This is a genomic window from Pseudomonas sp. microsymbiont 2 (assembly GCF_054788395.1).
Map to the genome: position 1 here is coordinate 4024910 of NZ_CM139112.1, position 17657 is coordinate 4042566.

General features: G+C 65.7%; 18 protein-coding genes. 15 read left to right on the forward strand and 3 right to left on the reverse strand.

Going from position 1 to position 17657, the window contains the following annotated elements; all coding sequences use genetic code 11:
- The first annotated feature begins 3 nt into the window (after positions 1 to 3).
- The 15 genes from ccoO (ACYUME_RS18020) (at position 4) to ACYUME_RS18090 (ending at position 14319) form a co-directional block, all read left to right on the forward strand.
- Entirely contained in the window at positions 4 to 612 is a 609-nt protein-coding gene (gene ccoO, locus ACYUME_RS18020) for a cytochrome-c oxidase, cbb3-type subunit II (RefSeq protein ID WP_279883981.1), read from the forward strand.
- A gap of 5 nt (positions 613 to 617) precedes the next feature.
- Positions 618 to 812 (forward strand): cbb3-type cytochrome oxidase subunit 3, encoded by a 195-nt coding sequence (locus tag ACYUME_RS18025; protein WP_279805088.1) that lies wholly within the window; start codon positions 618 to 620, stop codon positions 810 to 812.
- Positions 809 to 1750: a cytochrome-c oxidase, cbb3-type subunit III gene (gene ccoP, locus ACYUME_RS18030; RefSeq protein WP_460416126.1), complete on the forward strand. Its 942-nt coding sequence runs from the start codon at positions 809 to 811 to the stop codon at positions 1748 to 1750. Before ACYUME_RS18025 ends, ccoP (ACYUME_RS18030) begins: the two co-directional genes overlap by 4 nt.
- Positions 1751 to 2310: 560 nt before the next feature.
- Positions 2311 to 3753, forward strand: a complete 1443-nt coding sequence (gene ccoN, locus ACYUME_RS18035) for a cytochrome-c oxidase, cbb3-type subunit I (RefSeq protein ID WP_279883984.1) — start codon at positions 2311 to 2313, stop codon at positions 3751 to 3753.
- Positions 3753 to 4361 carry a cytochrome-c oxidase, cbb3-type subunit II gene (gene ccoO, locus ACYUME_RS18040; protein WP_279883986.1) on the forward strand — a complete coding sequence of 203 codons (609 nt, stop codon included), beginning with the start codon at positions 3753 to 3755 and terminating at the stop codon, positions 4359 to 4361. Before ccoN ends, ccoO (ACYUME_RS18040) begins: the two co-directional genes overlap by 1 nt.
- A gap of 4 nt (positions 4362 to 4365) precedes the next feature.
- On the forward strand, positions 4366 to 4557 hold the full coding sequence (locus tag ACYUME_RS18045) for a CcoQ/FixQ family Cbb3-type cytochrome c oxidase assembly chaperone (protein ID WP_028692875.1): 192 nt from the start codon (positions 4366 to 4368) through the stop codon (positions 4555 to 4557).
- Positions 4554 to 5534: a cytochrome-c oxidase, cbb3-type subunit III gene (ccoP, locus tag ACYUME_RS18050; RefSeq protein WP_460416128.1), complete on the forward strand. Its 981-nt coding sequence runs from the start codon at positions 4554 to 4556 to the stop codon at positions 5532 to 5534. Before ACYUME_RS18045 ends, ccoP (ACYUME_RS18050) begins: the two co-directional genes overlap by 4 nt.
- Before the next feature lie 301 nt (positions 5535 to 5835).
- Positions 5836 to 7251 carry a cytochrome c oxidase accessory protein CcoG gene (ccoG, locus tag ACYUME_RS18055; protein ID WP_460416129.1) on the forward strand — a complete coding sequence of 472 codons (1416 nt, stop codon included), beginning with the start codon at positions 5836 to 5838 and terminating at the stop codon, positions 7249 to 7251.
- A gap of 15 nt (positions 7252 to 7266) precedes the next feature.
- Positions 7267 to 7797, forward strand: a complete 531-nt coding sequence (locus tag ACYUME_RS18060; RefSeq protein ID WP_279883993.1) for a FixH family protein — start codon at positions 7267 to 7269, stop codon at positions 7795 to 7797.
- Between the two features lie 148 nt (positions 7798 to 7945).
- Complete coding sequence (locus ACYUME_RS18065; protein WP_460416130.1) at positions 7946 to 10417, forward strand: heavy metal translocating P-type ATPase; 2472 nt, start codon at positions 7946 to 7948, stop codon at positions 10415 to 10417.
- Positions 10399 to 10611 carry a cbb3-type cytochrome oxidase assembly protein CcoS gene (gene ccoS, locus ACYUME_RS18070; protein ID WP_050706577.1) on the forward strand — a complete coding sequence of 71 codons (213 nt, stop codon included), beginning with the start codon at positions 10399 to 10401 and terminating at the stop codon, positions 10609 to 10611. Before ACYUME_RS18065 ends, ccoS begins: the two co-directional genes overlap by 19 nt.
- Positions 10604 to 11287 (forward strand): sulfite exporter TauE/SafE family protein, encoded by a 684-nt coding sequence (locus ACYUME_RS18075; protein ID WP_279888615.1) that lies wholly within the window; start codon positions 10604 to 10606, stop codon positions 11285 to 11287. Before ccoS ends, ACYUME_RS18075 begins: the two co-directional genes overlap by 8 nt.
- Positions 11288 to 11414: 127 nt before the next feature.
- Complete coding sequence (gene hemN / locus ACYUME_RS18080; protein ID WP_279888616.1) at positions 11415 to 12797, forward strand: oxygen-independent coproporphyrinogen III oxidase; 1383 nt, start codon at positions 11415 to 11417, stop codon at positions 12795 to 12797.
- A 187-nt stretch (positions 12798 to 12984) separates the two neighbouring features.
- The gene (fnrA, locus tag ACYUME_RS18085) at positions 12985 to 13719 is read left to right on the forward strand and encodes a Crp/Fnr family transcriptional regulator FnrA (RefSeq protein WP_279888617.1); all 735 of its coding nucleotides are present in this window, start codon (positions 12985 to 12987) and stop codon (positions 13717 to 13719) included.
- Between the two features lie 51 nt (positions 13720 to 13770).
- The gene (locus tag ACYUME_RS18090) at positions 13771 to 14319 is read left to right on the forward strand and encodes an adenine phosphoribosyltransferase (protein ID WP_038705708.1); all 549 of its coding nucleotides are present in this window, start codon (positions 13771 to 13773) and stop codon (positions 14317 to 14319) included.
- A gap of 96 nt (positions 14320 to 14415) precedes the next feature.
- Here the strand turns inward: ACYUME_RS18090 and recR are convergent, their stop codons facing one another.
- The 3 genes from recR to dnaX form a co-directional block, all read right to left on the reverse strand.
- Positions 14416 to 15018, reverse strand: a complete 603-nt coding sequence (recR, locus tag ACYUME_RS18095; RefSeq protein ID WP_028692866.1) for a recombination mediator RecR — start codon at positions 15016 to 15018, stop codon at positions 14416 to 14418.
- A 90-nt stretch (positions 15019 to 15108) separates the two neighbouring features.
- Positions 15109 to 15444, reverse strand: a complete 336-nt coding sequence (locus ACYUME_RS18100) for a YbaB/EbfC family nucleoid-associated protein (RefSeq protein ID WP_011533041.1) — start codon at positions 15442 to 15444, stop codon at positions 15109 to 15111.
- Positions 15445 to 15508: 64 nt separating this feature from the next.
- A complete protein-coding gene (gene dnaX / locus ACYUME_RS18105) occupies positions 15509 to 17575 on the reverse strand; it encodes a DNA polymerase III subunit gamma/tau (protein WP_460416135.1) in 2067 nt (688 codons plus the stop codon).
- Between the last annotated feature and the right edge of the window lie 82 nt (positions 17576 to 17657).

The following is a 17657-nucleotide window of genomic DNA, read 5'->3' on the forward strand; positions in this document are numbered from 1 at the left end:
CTGATGAACCATGAAGTCGTTGAGAAAAACATAGGCCTGATGGCCCTGCTGATGGTGTTCGCCGTCAGCATCGGTGGCCTGACCCAGATCGTCCCGCTGTTCTTCCAGGACGTCACCAACAAGCCGGTCGAGGGCATGAAGCCCTACACCGCCCTGCAGCTCGAAGGCCGCGACATCTACATCCGCGAAGGCTGCGTGGGTTGCCACTCGCAGATGGTCCGGCCGTTCCGTGCCGAGACCGAGCGCTACGGCCACTACTCGGTGGCCGGCGAGAGCGTGTGGGATCACCCGTTCCTGTGGGGCTCCAAGCGTACCGGTCCGGACCTTGCCCGCGTCGGCGGCCGCTACTCGGACGACTGGCACCGCGCCCACCTGTACAACCCACGCAACGTGGTACCGGAATCGAAGATGCCGTCGTACCCGTGGCTGGTGGCCGCGCAGGTCGACAACAGCCACACCGACGTCAAGATGCGCGTCCTGCGCAGCCTCGGCGTGCCCTACACCGACGACGACATCGCCGGCGCCAAGGACGCAGTCAAGGGCAAGACCGAGATGGACGCGCTGGTCGCCTACCTGCAGGTGCTCGGCACCGCGATCAAGAACAAGAGGTGAATGCGATGGAAATGGACATCGGCATGATCCGCGGCCTGGGCACCCTGGTGGTGATGATCGCCTTCATCGGCCTGTCGCTCTGGGTATTCAACCGTCGCCGCGACCGTGATTTCGCCGAAGCGCGCCTGCTGCCCTTCGTCGACGACCGCCTGCCCCCCGCCGGGCAGGAACCTGCCGCATTGAGGAGTACCCAGCAATGACCACCTTCTGGAGTACGTACATCAGCGTACTGACCATCGGCAGCCTGATCGGCCTGACCTGGCTGCTGCTCGCCACCCGCAAGGGCCAGAGCAGCGACACCACCGACCAGACCATGGGCCACAGCTTCGACGGCATCGAGGAGTACGACAACCCGCTGCCGAAATGGTGGTTCTGGCTGTTCGTCGGCACCCTGGTGTTCTCGGTCGGCTACCTGATCCTCTACCCGGGCCTGGGTAACTGGAAAGGCATCCTGCCCGGCTACGAGAATGGCTGGACCCAGGTGGACGAGTGGCAGAAAGAAATGGACAAGGCCGACGCCAAGTTCGGCCCGATCTTCGCCAAGTACGCCGCCATGCCGGTGGAGGAAGTGGCCAAGGATCCACAGGCGCTGAAGATGGGCAGCCGGCTGTTCGCCTCCAACTGCTCGGTGTGCCACGGCTCCGACGCCAAGGGCTCCTACGGCTTCCCCAACCTGACCGACAGCGACTGGCGCTGGGGCGGCGAGCCGGAGACCATCAAGGCCTCGATCATGAACGGCCGCCACGGCATCATGCCTGGCTGGTCCACGGTGATCGGCGAGCAGGGCGTGGCCGACGTGGCGGCCTTCGTGCTGACCAACCTCGATGGCCGCAGCCTGCCGGAAGGCGTCAAGGCCGACCCGGTCAAGGGCCAGGAGCTGTTCGCCAGCAACTGCGTGGCCTGCCACGGGCCTGAAGGCAAGGGCACCCCGGCCATGGGCGCGCCGAACCTGACCCATCCGCAGGCGTTCATCTACGGCTCGAGCTTCGCCCAGCTGCAGCAGACCATCCGCTATGGTCGCCAGGGCCAGATGCCGGCACAGCACGACATCCAGGGCAACGACAAGGTCCACCTGCTGGCGGCCTATGTGTACAGCCTGTCGCAGGAGCAGGCCACTGAAACAGTGACTGCCAAGTAACACTCGTGGGAGCGGGCTTGCCCCGCGATGGCGCCAGACCTGACGACCTCATCGCCGGAACCGACGCCATCGCGGGGCAAGCCCGCTCCCACGCTGTAAAAGCCTGCAACTCCGCTCCCTGCGCGAGAGTGCAGCCCCAAAGGGTTTGGTGATCTCCTACAGACCGCCCCCTCTCCCCTCCCCGCCTTGCACCCCCTCCGAACACAACTAAGCTTGTTGCCACAGTGGCTTCGCTCGCAGCAGGCGGAACAGACGTGGCGCACAGCCTGACGCCACGCATCCGCCTCCACGTTCGAACCTGCGGTTTCCGGACAGCGCCTTGCATGCCCGTCCAGGCGCCTGAAAAGCTTGACCGAACGATCAGAAAAATATGGAAAACGGTACACATTACAAATATTTATTTGTGTACAATCATCCAGCCCAAAAGCCGCGGGACGGCGGTGGAAAGGGTCTGGACACGGGTCGGCGCAGGTTTCCTTGCGTTGCCATAACCCTGGTGGTTATCGATACTGGCGCCGATTTACCAACCAACAAGAACACCCAAACCGTGGAACCTTAGAATGAGCACTGCAATCAGTCCGACTGCTTATAACTATAAGGTCGTCCGCCAGTTCGCCATCATGACGGTGGTCTGGGGGATCCTTGGCATGGGGCTCGGCGTCTTCATCGCCTCGCAACTGGTATGGCCCCAGCTGAACCTGGACCTGCCATGGACGAGCTTCGGCCGCCTGCGCCCGCTGCACACCAACCTGGTGATCTTCGCCTTCGGTGGCTGCGCCCTGTTCGCCACCAGCTACTACGTGGTGCAGCGAACCTGCCAGACCCGCCTGATTTCCGACAGCATGGCCGCCTTCACCTTCTGGGGCTGGCAGGCGGTGATCGTCGGCGCGCTGATCACCCTGCCGATGGGCTACACCACCACCAAGGAATACGCCGAGCTCGAGTGGCCGCTGGCGATCCTGCTGGCCATCGTCTGGGTCACCTACGCCCTGGTGTTCTTCGGCACCATCGTCAAGCGCAAGACCAAGCACATCTACGTCGGCAACTGGTTCTACGGCGCCTTCATCGTGGTCACCGCGATGCTGCACATCGTCAACCACATCTCCCTGCCGGTGAGCCTGTTCAAGTCATACTCGGCCTACGCCGGCGCCACCGACGCGATGATCCAGTGGTGGTACGGGCACAACGCCGTGGGCTTTTTCCTCACCACCGGCTTCCTGGGCATGATGTACTACTTCGTGCCCAAGCAGGCCGAACGGCCGATCTATTCCTATCGCCTGTCCATCGTGCACTTCTGGGCACTGATCACCCTGTACATCTGGGCCGGCCCCCACCACCTGCACTACACCGCGTTGCCCGACTGGGCGCAGTCGCTGGGCATGGTGATGTCGATCATCCTCCTGGCGCCGAGCTGGGGCGGCATGATCAACGGCATGATGACCCTGTCGGGGGCCTGGCATAAGCTGCGCACCGACCCGATCCTGCGCTTTTTGGTGGTGTCCCTGGCGTTCTACGGCATGTCCACCTTCGAAGGCCCGATGATGGCCATCAAGACCGTCAACTCGCTGTCGCACTACACCGACTGGACCATCGGCCACGTGCATGCCGGCGCCCTCGGCTGGGTGGCGATGATCTCGATCGGCGCGGTCTACCACATGATCCCGAAACTCTACGGCCGCGAGCAGATGCACAGCATCGGCCTGATCAACGCGCACTTCTGGCTGGCCACCATCGGCACCGTGCTGTACATCGCCTCGATGTGGGTCAACGGCATCACCCAGGGCCTGATGTGGCGCGCCATCAACGACGACGGCACCCTCACCTACTCCTTCGTCGAAGCCCTGCAGGCCAGCCACCCGGGCTACATCGTCCGCGCCCTGGGCGGTGCGTTCTTCGCCTCCGGCATGCTGCTGATGGCCTACAACGTGTTCCGTACCGTGCGCGCCGCCAACCCGGTTCAGGCTGAGGAAGCCGCCAAGATCGTCGTCGTGGGAGCCCACTGATGAAGCATGAAGCAGTCGAGAAGAACATTGGCCTGATGGCCTTCTTCATGGTCATCGCCGTCAGCGTCGGTGGCCTCACGCAGATCGTCCCGCTGTTCTTCCAGGACGTCACCAACAAGCCGGTCGAGGGCATGAAACCGCGCACCGCGCTGGAGCTCGAGGGGCGCGACATCTACATCCGCGAAGGCTGCGTGGGCTGCCACTCGCAGATGATCAGGCCATTCCGCGCCGAGACCGAGCGTTACGGCCACTACTCGGTGGCCGGCGAGAGCGTGTGGGACCACCCGTTCCTGTGGGGCTCCAAGCGCACAGGTCCCGACCTTGCCCGCGTCGGCGGCCGCTACTCGGACGACTGGCACCGCGCCCACCTGTACAACCCGCGCAACGTGGTACCGGAATCGAAGATGCCGTCGTACCCGTGGCTGGTGGAGAACAAGCTCGACGGCAAGGACACCGCCAAGAAGATGGAAGTGCTGCGCACCCTGGGCGTGCCCTACACCGACGAAGACATCGCCGGCGCCAAGGACGCAGTCAAGGGCAAGACCGAGATGGACGCCATCGTGGCGTACCTGCAAGGCCTTGGCACCCTCATCAAAAGCAAACGGTGAACTGATGGATATCGGGATGATTCGCGGCCTGGGCACCGTCGTGGTGCTGGTGGCCTTCGTGGGCCTGGCGTTGTGGGTATTCAGCCCGCGACGCAAGCAGGAATTCGACGAAGCGACGCAATTGCCGTTCGCGGACGATCCAGAAGCCACCCGGCACGTCGAGCAAGCAAAAGCTTCTAGGAGCAAACAACAATGACAACCTTCTGGAGTCTGTACGTCACCGTCCTGACCCTGGGCACCATCTTCGCCTTGACCTGGCTGCTGCTGTCGACCCGCAAGGGCCAGCGCGAGGAAATCACCGACGAAGTCGTCGGCCACGCCTTCGACGGCATCGAGGAGTACGACAACCCGCTGCCGAAATGGTGGTTCTGGCTGTTCGTCGGCACCGTCATCTTCGCCCTCGGCTACCTGGTGCTCTACCCGGGCCTTGGCAACTGGAAAGGCATCCTGCCGGGCTACGCGTACCTGGACAACGACAAGAAGACCGAGTTCGCCAACGGCCAGGCCGGCTGGACCGGCGTGCACGAGTGGGAAAAGGAAATGGCCAAGGCCGATGCCCGCTTCGGGCCGATCTTCGCCAAGTTCGCCGCCATGCCGCTGGAAGACGTGGCCAAGGACCCGCAGGCGCTGAAGATGGGCGCCCGCCTGTTCGCCTCCAACTGCTCGGTGTGCCACGGCTCCGACGCCCGCGGCGCCTACGGCTTCCCCAACCTGACCGACAACGACTGGCGCTGGGGCGGCGAGCCGGAGACCATCAAGACCACCATCATGAACGGTCGCCACGGCGTGATGCCGGGCTGGGCCACGGTGATCGGCGAGCAGGGCGTGGCGGATGTAGCAGCCTTCGTGCTGACCAACCTCGACGGCCGCAAGCTGCCCGAGGACGCCAAGGCCGACCCGGTCAAGGGCCAGCAGCTCTTCGCCACCAACTGCGTGGCCTGCCACGGCCCCGAAGGCAAGGGCACCCCGGCCATGGGCGCGCCGAACCTGACCCATCCGCAGGCGTTCATCTACGGCTCGAGCTTCGCCCAGCTGCAGCAGACCATCCGCTATGGCCGCCAGGGGCAGATGCCGGCACAGGCGCAGATGCAGGGCAACGACAAGGTCCACCTGCTGGCGGCCTACGTCTACAGCCTGTCGCACCAGGAGCAGCAGTCACCAAAGACCGAGTGACAGGTTGAACCGTGGGAGCGGGCTTGCCCCGCGATGGCGTCGTCAGCTTCGCGACCATCGCGGGGCAAGCCCGCTCCCACGATTGCTTCAGCGAGCCCAAAACGAACCACGACTGACCTGGATCAATTGACAGCCGCCATATCACGATTCCTATCAACAACCCAACGCGACGAAGTGTCGCAGTGCGCCCCAGGCATGCCATCTCAGGCGTATCATGGGCCGCAGAGCGCTAGCAGAACGCGCGAGACTGCGGCCGGCACGCACTGGCCGCGGCGTTTCTCCACTGCCGTGGGACTTGATGATGAGCAAGCAAATTCCGGTACATGACGTCACCCCGCCTGCCAGCAAAGGGAAGGATTCCGTCGATCTCTACGCCTCGCGCGAAAAAATCTACACCCGCGCCTTCACCGGCATCTTCCGCAGGCTGCGGATGGTCGGCGGCGCGGCACTGTTTCTGCTGTACTTCGGCACCGTCTGGCTGAACTGGGGCGGCCACCAGGCCGTCTGGTGGAACCTGCCCGAACGCAAGTTCTACATCTTCGGCGCCACCATCTGGCCCCAGGACTTCATCCTGCTCTCGGGCATCCTGATCGTCGCCGCCTTCGGCCTGTTCTTCATCACGGTCTATGCAGGGAGGGTCTGGTGCGGCTACACCTGCCCGCAGAGCGTGTGGACCTGGGTGTTCATGTGGTGCGAGAAAGTCACCGAAGGCGATCGCAATCAACGCATGAAGCTGGACAAGGCGCCCATGAGCGCCAACAAGTTCCTGCGCAAGCTGGCCAAGCACAGCCTGTGGCTGCTGATCGGCTTCGTCACCGGCATGACCTTCGTCGGCTACTTCGCGCCGATCCGCGAACTGGCCATCGAGTTCTTTACCGGCGAAGCCGATGGCTGGGCCTACTTCTGGGTCGGCTTCTTCACCTTGGCCACCTACGGCAACGCCGGCTGGCTGCGCGAGCAGGTGTGCATCTACATGTGCCCATACGCGCGCTTCCAGAGCGTGATGTTCGACAAGGACACCCTGATCGTCTCCTACGACCCGCGCCGCGGCGAGACCCGCGGCCCGCGCAAGAAAGACATCGACTACAAGGCCAAGGGCCTGGGCGACTGCATCGACTGCACCATGTGCGTGCAGGTCTGCCCCACCGGCATCGACATCCGCGACGGCCTGCAGATCGAGTGCATCGGCTGCGCCGCCTGCATCGACGCCTGCGACAGCATCATGGACAAGATGAACTACCCCAAGGGCCTGATCAGCTACACCACCGAGCACAACCTGTCCGGGCAGAAGACCCACATGCTGCGCCCGCGCCTGATCGGCTACGCCCTGGTGCTGCTGGTGATGATTGGCGCCCTGGTCACCGCCTTCGCCACTCGCTCGCTGGTGGGCTTCGACGTGGCCAAGGACCGCGTGCTGTACCGCGAGAACGCCCAGGGCCGAATCGAGAACGTCTACAGCCTGAAAGTGATGAACAAGGACCAGCGCGACCACGTTTACGTGCTCGACGCCGCCGGCCTGCCCGACCTCAGGCTCGAAGGCCAGCGCGAGATCCGCGTCGCCGCCGGGGATATCGCCAGCTTGCCGGTGCAACTGTCGGTGGCCCCGGAAAAACTGCCCTCGACCACCAACGAAATCACCTTCATCCTCAAGGACGCCGACGACAGCGCCACCCAGGTTGAAGCCAAGAGCCGTTTCATCGGCCCACAGATCCGCTGAGAGAGAAGACGAACAATGCCTGCAGCCACCGCCGCCAGTCCTTGGTACAAGCACCTCTGGCCCTGGATCATCATCGGCATCCTCACCACCTCGGTGTGCCTGAGCCTGACCATGGTCAGCATCGCCGTGCGCAATCCGGACAATCTGGTCAACGACAACTACTACGAGGCTGGCAAGGGCATCAACCGCTCGCTGGACCGCGAGCTGCTGGCCCAGACGCTCAACCTCAAGGCCAGCGTGCACCTGGACGAGCTGACCGGTGAAGTCGACGTGCGCCTGACCGGCAACAGCGACCCGCAGACGCTGGAGCTGAACCTGATCTCGCCGACCCAGCCGGACAAGGACCGCAAGGTGCCGCTGACCCGCGCCGAACCGGGCCGCTATGTCGGCCAGCTCGACGACAAGGTCCAGGGGCGGCGCTTCGTCGAGTTGCTGGGTAGCCAGGATGAACATGTGTGGCGGCTGTTCGAGGAGGAGAAGGTCGAGCATGGGGTGACCTTGCAGCTGGGGGATGAAGCGTTGCAAGGTGCCGAGCACCAGCAATGAACGCGATACCGCTGGGGGCTGCCTTGCAGCCCTTTCGCGACACAAGGCCGCTCCTACAGGAGCACGCGCTCCCCTGTAGGAGCGGCCTTGTGTCGCGAAAGGGCCGCAAGGCGGCCCCGGCAATCCCAAGCCAAAAGATAGACTCAAAATGACCCACCCCACCCCCTGCTACCACTGCGCCCTGCCCGTTCCCGCCGGCAGCCGCTTCACCGCCGTGGTCCTCGGCGAGCCGCGACAGTTCTGCTGCCCCGGTTGCCAAGCGGTGGCCGAATCGATCGTCGCCGGTGGCCTGGAGCACTACTACCAGCACCGCAGTGACACCAGCGCCAACCCCGAAGCCCTGCCCCGCCAGCTCCAGGATGAACTGGCGCTGTACGACCGCAGCGACGTGCAGCAATCCTTCGTGCGCCATGCCGGCGAACTGGCTGAAACCATCCTGATGGTCGAAGGCATCAGCTGCGCCGCCTGCGGCTGGTTGATCGAAAAGCACCTGCGCAACCTGCCCGGCGTCGACGACGCCCGCCTGAACCTGTCCAACCATCGCCTGCTGATCGCCTGGGACGACCAGCGACTGCCGCTGTCCAGGCTGCTGGCCGAGCTGCGCCAGATCGGCTACGCCGCCCACCCCTACCAGCCCGACCAGGCCGCCGAACAGCTGGCCCGGGAAAACCGCAGCGCCCTGCGCCGCCTGGGCGTGGCCGGGCTGCTGTGGTTCCAGGCGATGATGGCGACCATGGCCACCTGGCCGGAATTCAACATCGACCTGTCGCCCGAACTGCACACCATCCTGCGCTGGGTCGCGCTGTTCCTCACCACCCCCATCGTGTTCTACAGCTGCGCGCCGTTCTTCAAGGGCGCGGCCCGCGACCTGCGCACCCGCCACCTGACGATGGACGTGTCGGTGTCGTTGGCCATCGCCCTGGCCTACTGCGCCGGGATCTGGACCGCGATCACCGGCAGTGGCGAGCTGTATTTCGACACCGTCGGCATGTTCGCCCTGTTCCTGCTCACCGGCCGCTACCTCGAACGCCGCGCCCGAGAGCGCACCGCGGCAGCCACCGCGCAGTTGGTCAACCTGTTGCCGGCCTCGTGCCTGCGCCTGGACGCCAACGGCCAGGGCGAGCGCATCCTGCTTGGCGAACTGCAGTGCGGCGACCGGGTGCAGGTGCTGCCCGGTGCGGTGATCCCGGCCGACGGGCTGATCGTCGATGGTCGCTCCAGCGTCGACGAATCGCTGCTGACCGGCGAATACCTGCCCCTGGCGCGTCGCGTCGGCGACCGGGTGACCGGCGGCACCCTCAACGTCGAAAGCACCCTCACCATCGAAGTCCAGGCCCTGGGCCAGGACTCGCGACTGTCGGCCATCGTCCGCCTGCTGGAGCGCGCTCAGTCCGAGAAGCCACGCCTGGCGGAAATCGCCGACCGCGCCTCGCAATGGTTCCTGCTGTTCACCCTGGTGGCCGCCGCCGTGATCGGCGTGGTCTGGTGGCAACTGGATGCGCCCCGGGCGTTCTGGATCGTCCTCGCCATGCTGGTCGCCACCTGCCCCTGCGCCCTGTCGCTGGCCACGCCGACCGCCCTCACAGCGGCCACCGGCAGCCTGCACAAGCTCGGCCTGCTTATAACCCGCGGGCATGTGCTGGAGGGGCTGAACCAGATCGACACGGTGATCTTCGACAAGACCGGCACCCTCACCGAGGGTCGCCTGGCCCTGCGCAGCGTGCGCCCGCTGGGCCGACTGGACGGCGACCAGTGCCTGGCGCTGGCCGCCGCCCTGGAAAACCGCTCCGAGCACCCCATCGCCCGCGCCTTCGGCCGCGCCGCCCAGGCCGCCGAGCACGTCAGCGCGGTGCCGGGACTGGGCCTGGAAGGCGAGCTGGGCGGCCAGCGCCTGCGCATCGGCCAGGCCGCCTTCGTCTGCGCCCTCAGCGGCGCCGAAGTGCCCGCTGTGCCTGAGTCTCGCGGACAGTGGCTGCTGCTGGGCGACCGGCAAGGGCCGCTGGCCTGGTTCGCCCTGGACGACCGTCTGCGCGACGACGCCCAGGACCTGGTGACCGCCTGCAAGGCCCGTGGCTGGCAAACGCTGCTGCTGTCCGGCGACAGTTCGCCGATGGTCGCGGAAGTGGCCGCGCAGCTGGGCATCGACCAGGCGATCGGCGGCCTGCGCCCGGACGACAAGCTCGCCCGCCTCAAGGTCCTGCAAGGCGAAGGACGCAAGGTGCTGATGCTCGGCGACGGCGTCAACGACGTGCCGGTGCTGGCTGCTGCCGACATCAGCATCGCCATGGGCAGCGCCACCGATCTTGCCAAGACCAGCGCCGACGCGGTGCTGCTGTCCAACCGCCTGCAGGCGCTGGTGCAGGCCTTCGACCTGGCCCGCCGGACCCGCCGCAACATTGTCGAGAACCTGCTCTGGGCGACGCTGTACAATGGCCTCATGCTGCCGTTCGCCGCGCTCGGCTGGATCACCCCGGTGTGGGCGGCGATCGGCATGTCGGTCAGTTCGCTGATCGTGGTGCTCAACGCCCTGCGCCTGACCCGGCTGCCCGCCGATGCGGCGCCGGCCGCGCGCGAGCCGGCGTCGCTCGAAAGGAAACCGCTATGCCCGCCCTCTACGTGATGATCCCCGCCGCCCTGCTGCTGGTCGGCGTCGCCGTGTACATCTTCTTCTGGGCGGTGGACAGCGGCCAGTACGACGACCTCGAAGGCCCGGCCCACAGCATCCTGTTCGATGACCAGGACCCGCGCCACCAGGCCGCCGTGAAGCCCGGGGACGAACAGCCCGACGACAAGGACCCCGCGCCACGTGCCTGAACTGATTCCGCTCCTGGGCTCGGCACTGGTCCTGGGCCTGCTCGGCGGCGGCCACTGCCTGGGCATGTGCGGCGGCCTGATGGGCGCCCTGACCCTGGCCATCCCACCCGAGCAGCGCGGCCGGCGCCTGCGCCTGCTGCTGGCCTACAACCTCGGGCGCATCCTCAGCTATGCCGCCGCGGGCCTGCTGCTAGGCCTTGCCGGCGTGGCGCTGGCCAGCAGCCCGCTGGCCATCGGCTTGCGCGTCATCGCGGCGCTGCTGCTGATCTCCATGGGCCTGTACCTGGCCGGCTGGTGGAGCGGCCTGACCCGTATCGAGGCGCTCGGCCGCGGCCTGTGGCGCCATGTGCAACCCGTGGCCACCCGCCTGCTGCCGGTATCCAGCCTACCTCGGGCCCTGCTGCTGGGCGCCCTGTGGGGCTGGTTGCCATGCGGGCTGGTATACAGCACCTTGCTGTGGGCGGCGAGCCAGGGCGATGCACTGCACAGCGCGGCGCTGATGCTGGCGTTCGGCGTCGGCACCTGGCCGGTGCTGCTGGCCACGGGACTCGCGGCGGAGCGCGTGGGCGCCTTACTGCGCAAGCGCGGCGTGCGTGTGGCCGGTGGCTTGCTGGTTATCCTGTTTGGTTTATGGACGTTGCCTGGACCGCATCAGCACTGGTTGATGGGACACTGATCGCAGGGCAAGCCCGTCCCACGCCAGCCCCGCGACGGTCGCCAACTCACCTTGATACAAATCAACACGACTTCTTACATCCGCCCCTAGACTCCGGACACTGCAGCTCTATCCGGGGACCACCCACATGCTCGACGACCTACGCTGGGACGCCGACCTGATCCGTCGCTACGATCTGGCCGGGCCACGCTACACCTCCTACCCGACCGCCGTGCAACTGCATGGCGAAGTGGGCTCGTTCGACCTGCTCCACGCCCTGCGCGAGAGCCGCCGCGCAACCCGCCCGCTGTCGCTGTACGTGCACGTGCCGTTCTGCGCCAACATCTGCTACTACTGCGCCTGCAACAAGGTCATCACCAAGGACCGTGGCCGCGCCGCGCCGTATCTGCAGCGCCTGGAGCAGGAGATCCAGCTGATCGCCTGCCACCTCGACCCGAAACAGGTGGTCGAGCAACTGCACTTCGGCGGCGGCACACCGACTTTCCTCAGCCATGTGGAACTGCGCCAACTGATGGCCACCCTGCGTCAGCACTTCCACCTGCTGGACGACGACTCCGGCGACTACGGCATCGAGATCGACCCGCGCGAGGCCGACTGGTCGACCATGGGCCTGCTTCGCGAGCTGGGTTTCAACCGCGTCAGCCTCGGCGTGCAGGACCTCGATCCGGCCGTGCAGCGCGCGGTCAACCGCCTGCAGAGCCTGGAGCAGACCCGCACACTGATCGAGGCGGCACGTACCCTGCAGTTCCGCTCGATCAACCTCGACCTGATCTACGGCCTGCCCAAGCAGACCCCGGAAGGCTTCGCCCGCACCGTCGAGGAAGTGATCCGCCTGCAGCCCGACCGCCTGTCGGTATTCAACTATGCGCACCTACCCGAGCGCTTCATGCCCCAGCGGCGCATCGACAGCGCCGACCTGCCGGCGCCGGCGGCCAAGCTGGAAATGCTCCACGCCACCATCGACCAGCTGACCGCCGCCGGCTACCGCTACATCGGCATGGACCACTTCGCCCTGCCCGACGACGAGCTGGCCATTGCCCAGGAGGAAGGCACCCTGCAGCGCAACTTCCAGGGCTACACCACCCATGGCCATTGCGACCTGATCGGCCTGGGCGTGTCGGCGATCAGCCAGATCGGCGACCTGTACTGCCAGAACAGCAGCGACCTCAGCACCTACCAGGACACCCTCTCGACCGCCCAGCTGGCAACCCACCGCGGCCTTCTGTGCAACCAGGACGATCGCCTGCGCCGGGCGGTGATCCAGCAACTGATCTGCCACTTCGAGCTGGATTTCGAGACGATCGAGCAGGCCTTCACCCTCGATTTTCGCGGCTATTTCAAGGAGCAGTGGCCGCAACTGCAGGCCATGCAGCGCGACGGCCTGATCAGCCTGGACGCCAAGGGCATCCGCATCCTGCCGGCCGGCCGCCTGCTGGCGCGCTCGGTGTGCATGGTGTTCGACGCCTACCTCGCGCAGCAGAATCGCCAGCGTTTCTCCCGGGTGATCTGAGGCGATTGAGGCGTTTCACCGCATGGACAGCCCGCCTTTCGAGGCACACTATGGACAGTTGAACGGTAGCGGAACACCCCTTCCCTGCCGCCGCTAGCGTGCACCAAAAATGCGCACACTGGCCTATAGCCCATGCCGCAGGTTATCCTTACGGCTTATGTGTGCTTTCCCACAAGGATCGAAAGAAATGTCCGAGCCAGTAAAACTGCGCCCACACAGCCAGGCCCATTGCAAGGATTGCAGCCTGGCCCCCCTGTGCCTGCCCCTGTCCCTCAACCTCGAGGACATGGATGCACTGGATGAAATCGTCAAACGCGGCCGCCCGTTGAAGAAAGGCGAGTTCCTGTTCCGCCAAGGTGACAATTTCGGCTCGGTCTATGCGGTCCGCTCCGGCGCCCTGAAAACCTTCAGCCTCAGCGATGCCGGCGAAGAACAGATCACTGGCTTCCATCTGCCCAGCGAGCTGGTCGGCCTGTCCGGCATGGACACCGAGGCCTACCCGGTGTCGGCCCAGGCCCAGGAAACCACCTCGGTGTGCGAGATTCCCTTCGAGCGCCTCGACGAACTGTCGGTGCAGCTGCCGCAGTTGCGCCGCCAGCTGATGCGGGTGATGAGCCGCGAGATCCGCGACGACCAGCAAATGATGCTGCTGCTGTCGAAGAAGACCGCCGACGAGCGCATCGCCACCTTCCTGGTCAACCTGTCGGCGCGCTTCCGCGCCCGCGGCTACTCGGCCAACCAGTTCCGCCTGAGCATGTCGCGCAACGAGATCGGCAACTACCTGGGTCTGGCCGTAGAAACCGTGTCCCGGGTGTTCACCCGCTTCCAGCAGAACGGCTTGCTCAAGGCCGAGGGCAAGGAAGTGCATATCCTCGACCCGATCCAGCTGTGCGCGCTGGCCGGTGGTGCGCTCGAAACCTGATCGCCCCGTGAACAGGGTATACTGGCGCCGAGTTTTTCCAGGATACCCGCCATGCACAGCGACACCTTCGACCTCAAAGCCCTGATCCGCCCGGTAGTGGACTTCCCCAAGCCGGGCGTGATCTTCCGCGACATCACCCCACTGTTCCAGTCGCCGCGCGGGCTGCGTTATGTCGCCGACCAGTTCATCGAGCGCTATGTCGAAGCCGAGTTCAGCCATATCGGCGCCATGGACGCGCGGGGCTTCCTGATCGGTTCGATCATCGCCCACCAGCTGAACAAACCGCTGATCCTGTTCCGCAAGCAGGGCAAGCTGCCGGCCGACGTGTTGAGCGAGGGTTACCAGACGGAGTACGGCGAAGCCTTCCTGGAAGTGCATGCCGACAGCCTCTGCGACGGCGACTCGGTATTGATCTTCGATGACCTGATCGCCACCGGCGGCACTCTGCTGGCCGCGGCCAACCTGGTGCGCCGCACCGGTGCCCAGGTGTTCGAAGCGGCGGCGATCATCGACCTACCGGAGCTGGAAGGTTCGCGCCGCCTGCAGGCGGCCGGGGTGCCGACCTTCTGCCTGACCGAGTTTTCCCTCAGCGAGTACTGAGTTCGCGTCCAGAACGATCGCGGGGCAAGCCCGCTCCCACGAGATCGACACGGATCGGCGTGGGAGCGGGCTTGCCCCGCGATGCTTTACATAGACTTACAGCGAAATCGGCCGACGCCCCGCGAAAGCATGGGCCAGCGTCCCGCCATCCACCAGCTCCAGCTCCCCGCCCAACGGCACGCCATGGGCAATGCGCGTGGCGGCCAGGCCCTTCTCGGCCAGCAGCTGGGCGATGTAGTGGGCAGTCGCCTCCCCCTCCACCGTGGGGTTGGTCGCCAGGATCACCTCACTGAAGGTGCCCTGCTCCTCGATCCGCGCCATCAACTGCGGAATACCGATGGCCTCAGGCCCCAGGCCATCGAGCGGCGACAAGTGCCCCTTGAGCACGAAGTAACGGCCACGATAGCCGGTCTGTTCCACCGCATACACATCCATCGGCCCCTCCACCACGCACAGCTGGCTGTCGTCGCGGCGCGGGTCGGCGCACTGCGGGCACAGCTCCTGCTCGGTCAGGGTCCGGCACTGGCGGCAGTGGCCGACGCCTTCCATGGCCTGGCTCAGCGCCTGGGCCAGGCGCGTGCCGCCGCTGCGGTCGCGTTCGAGCAGCTGCAGGGCCATGCGTTGGGCGGTTTTCTGACCGACGCCGGGCAGGATGCGCAGGGCGTCGATCAGTTGGCGGATCAGGGGGCTGAAGCTCATCTCGGCAGGCCGTCCAATTTCAGGAAACACAATGAACAAGGGAGCAACGTCCCGCAGGTCGTTGCTCCCCGATGTGAAGCGATCAGCCGATCAGAACGGCATCTTGAAACCAGGCGGCAGTTGCATGCCGGCGGTCATGCTGCCCATCTTGTCCTGGCTGTTCTGCTCGATCTTGCGCACGGCGTCGTTCAGCGCGGCGGCGATCAGGTCCTCGAGCACTTCCTTGTCGTCCGCGTCGGTCGACATCAGGCTCTGGTCGATGCTGACACGCTTGACGTCGTGACGACCGGTCATCACCACGCTCACCAGGCCGCCACCGGACTGGCCGGTGACTTCGGCGTTGGCCAGTTCTTCCTGCATCTTCTGCATCTTTTCCTGCATCTGCTGGGCCTGCTTCATCAGGCCGGCCATGCCACCTTTCATCATGGGGGTATACCTCGATTGGGTCATGTGATGCGGCCCCGCACAGGCGGGCCGCATGGTTATCCGTTCATTGGCCCTGGCTGGCCAGGGCGTCTACAGGCTCAATAGTATCCTGCCTGACCGTCGCGCCGAACTGCCGGATCATCTGCTGGATGAGCGGATCCTGCTCGATCGACACCACGGCGTCATGCTGGCGCTCGGCACGCTTGCGCGAGGCGGCCTGGGCCGGAGTCTCCTGCTCGGGGCGGATCAGCTCGATCTTCAGGCGGATCTCGCGGCCCAGGTGCTGGTTGAGCGCGTCGTTCAACCGGCGCTGCTGCGTCGAGTTGAACAGCGCGCCCTGCCCCGGGTCCAGGTGCAGCAGCCAATCATCGCCATCGGCGGCCATCAGCGTACAGTTTGCGGCGATGTTGCCTGTCATACCGGAGACAGGCAACTGTGGGAATAATTCCAGCCATTGCAGGGCCAGCCCGGTCGCGGGCATGGCCGCCGGCAGCGGCTCCGGCGCCTGGGTGGGCGCCTCTTCCTGCACGTGCTCGGCCAGTTCGTCCAGGTAGCTGAAGCCAGCCGGGTCGCTGTCGGGCGCGTAGTAGTCCTCGTCCGCCGGCGGCTCGTCGTCGCGCTCCATGCCCGCCGGGCTGTAGGCCGACGGATCGAACGGCGGCTCGTCATAATCCGGCTGCGGGCTGGCAGCTTCGACCACGGGTGCCGGCTCGGACGGTTGCTCGGGCACAACTGGCACCGGCGCGGCAACCGGCTCCTCCCACGGCAGGTCGATGACCTCTTCGACGGGCTGCGGCTCGGGCTCTGGTTCTGATTCCGATTGCGCCGCCTCGACAACCTCGGCAACGGCCGGCGCGTCGACGACTGGCGGCTCCGGCTGCACGGGTGGCTCAGCCACGGGCACTGGCGCGACCGTTTCAGCGACAGGGCTGACGGCAACGGGCGGCGCCACGGCCACAGCCGCCGCTGCCACCGCTTGGGCCGGATCAGCTGTGGCCTGGCTGATCCCCACCGGCTTTAGTACCGGCTTCGGCGCGTCATCGGTATCGGCCGGGCGGAACGCCAGCATGCGCAGCAGGACCATCTCGAAGCCACCACGCGGGTCTGGCGCCAGCGGCAGGTCGCGACGACCGATCAGGCCCATCTGGTAGTAGAACTGCACATCCTCAGCCGGCAGCGCCTGGGCCAGCGCCAGCACGCGATCACGATCGCCCTGGCCATTGTCGACCGCCTCCGGCAGGGCCTGGGCGATGGCCACGCGGTGCAGCACATTGAGCATTTCCGACAGCACGCCGCTCCAGTCCGGCCCTTGCTCGGCCAGGTCGCGCACCGCCTGCAGCAGCGCCCGGGCATCACCTTCGAGCAACGCCTGCAACACCCCGTACACCTGGCCGTGGTCGAGGGTGCCGAGCATCGCCCGCACATCGGCGGCCAACACCTTGCCCTCGCCGAAGGCGATGGCCTGGTCGGTCAGGCTCATGGCGTCGCGCATCGAGCCATCGGCGGCGCGACCGAGCAGCCACAGGGCGTCCTCTTCGAACGGCACGTTCTCGGCGCCCAGCACATGGGTCAGGTGCTCGACCACCCGTTCCGGGCTCATGTTCTTCAGCGAGAACTGCAGGCAGCGCGACAGGATGGTCGCCGGCAGCTTCTGCGGGTCGGTGGTGGCGAGAATGAACTTGACGTAGGGCGGCGGCTCTTCCAGCGTCTTCAACAAGGCGTTGAACGAGTGGGTGGAGAGCATGTGCACTTCGTCGATCAGGTAGACCTTGAAGCGCCCGCGGCTCGGCGCGTACTGCACATTGTCGAGCAGCTCGCGGGTGTCCTCGACCTTGGTGCGGCTGGCGGCGTCGATCTCGATCAGGTCGACGAAACGGCCTTCGTCGATCTCCCGGCACACCGAACAGGTGCCGCACGGCGTGGAGGTGATGCCGGTCTCGCAGTTCAGGCACTTGGCGATGATCCGCGCGATGGTGGTCTTGCCCACGCCACGGGTACCGGTGAACAGATAGGCGTGGTGCAGGCGCTGGTTGTCCAGGGCGTTGATCAAAGCCTTGAGCACATGGGTCTGGCCGACCATTTCGCGGAACGAGCGCGGACGCCATTTACGTGCAAGAACCTGATAACTCATCAAAAAACCATCGTGACCGGAGCGGGCGGAAAGAGCGCTAATGCTAGCGGAGCGGGGCCGAAATTGCACCCCGCCGATCTCG

What these genes read in the sequence shown, in the direction of transcription:
- hemN (WP_279888616.1), top strand. Translation starts at nt 11,415, where the DNA reads ATGCTCGACGACCTACGCTGGGACGCCGACCTGATCCGTCGCTACGAT.
- ACYUME_RS18060 (WP_279883993.1), top strand. Translation starts at nt 7,267, where the DNA reads ATGCCTGCAGCCACCGCCGCCAGTCCTTGGTACAAGCACCTCTGGCCC.
- ACYUME_RS18100 (WP_011533041.1), bottom strand. Translation starts at nt 15,444, where the DNA reads ATGATGAAAGGTGGCATGGCCGGCCTGATGAAGCAGGCCCAGCAGATG.
- ccoN (WP_279883984.1), top strand. Translation starts at nt 2,311, where the DNA reads ATGAGCACTGCAATCAGTCCGACTGCTTATAACTATAAGGTCGTCCGC.
- ccoS (WP_050706577.1), top strand. Translation starts at nt 10,399, where the DNA reads ATGCCCGCCCTCTACGTGATGATCCCCGCCGCCCTGCTGCTGGTCGGC.
- recR (WP_028692866.1), bottom strand. Translation starts at nt 15,018, where the DNA reads ATGAGCTTCAGCCCCCTGATCCGCCAACTGATCGACGCCCTGCGCATC.
- ccoP (WP_460416126.1), top strand. Translation starts at nt 809, where the DNA reads ATGACCACCTTCTGGAGTACGTACATCAGCGTACTGACCATCGGCAGC.
- dnaX (WP_460416135.1), bottom strand. Translation starts at nt 17,575, where the DNA reads ATGAGTTATCAGGTTCTTGCACGTAAATGGCGTCCGCGCTCGTTCCGC.
- ccoG (WP_460416129.1), top strand. Translation starts at nt 5,836, where the DNA reads ATGAGCAAGCAAATTCCGGTACATGACGTCACCCCGCCTGCCAGCAAA.
- fnrA (WP_279888617.1), top strand. Translation starts at nt 12,985, where the DNA reads ATGTCCGAGCCAGTAAAACTGCGCCCACACAGCCAGGCCCATTGCAAG.
- ccoO (WP_279883981.1), top strand. Translation starts at nt 4, where the DNA reads ATGAACCATGAAGTCGTTGAGAAAAACATAGGCCTGATGGCCCTGCTG.
- ccoP (WP_460416128.1), top strand. Translation starts at nt 4,554, where the DNA reads ATGACAACCTTCTGGAGTCTGTACGTCACCGTCCTGACCCTGGGCACC.
- ccoO (WP_279883986.1), top strand. Translation starts at nt 3,753, where the DNA reads ATGAAGCATGAAGCAGTCGAGAAGAACATTGGCCTGATGGCCTTCTTC.
- ACYUME_RS18090 (WP_038705708.1), top strand. Translation starts at nt 13,771, where the DNA reads ATGCACAGCGACACCTTCGACCTCAAAGCCCTGATCCGCCCGGTAGTG.
- ACYUME_RS18025 (WP_279805088.1), top strand. Translation starts at nt 618, where the DNA reads ATGGAAATGGACATCGGCATGATCCGCGGCCTGGGCACCCTGGTGGTG.
- ACYUME_RS18065 (WP_460416130.1), top strand. Translation starts at nt 7,946, where the DNA reads ATGACCCACCCCACCCCCTGCTACCACTGCGCCCTGCCCGTTCCCGCC.
- ACYUME_RS18045 (WP_028692875.1), top strand. Translation starts at nt 4,366, where the DNA reads ATGGATATCGGGATGATTCGCGGCCTGGGCACCGTCGTGGTGCTGGTG.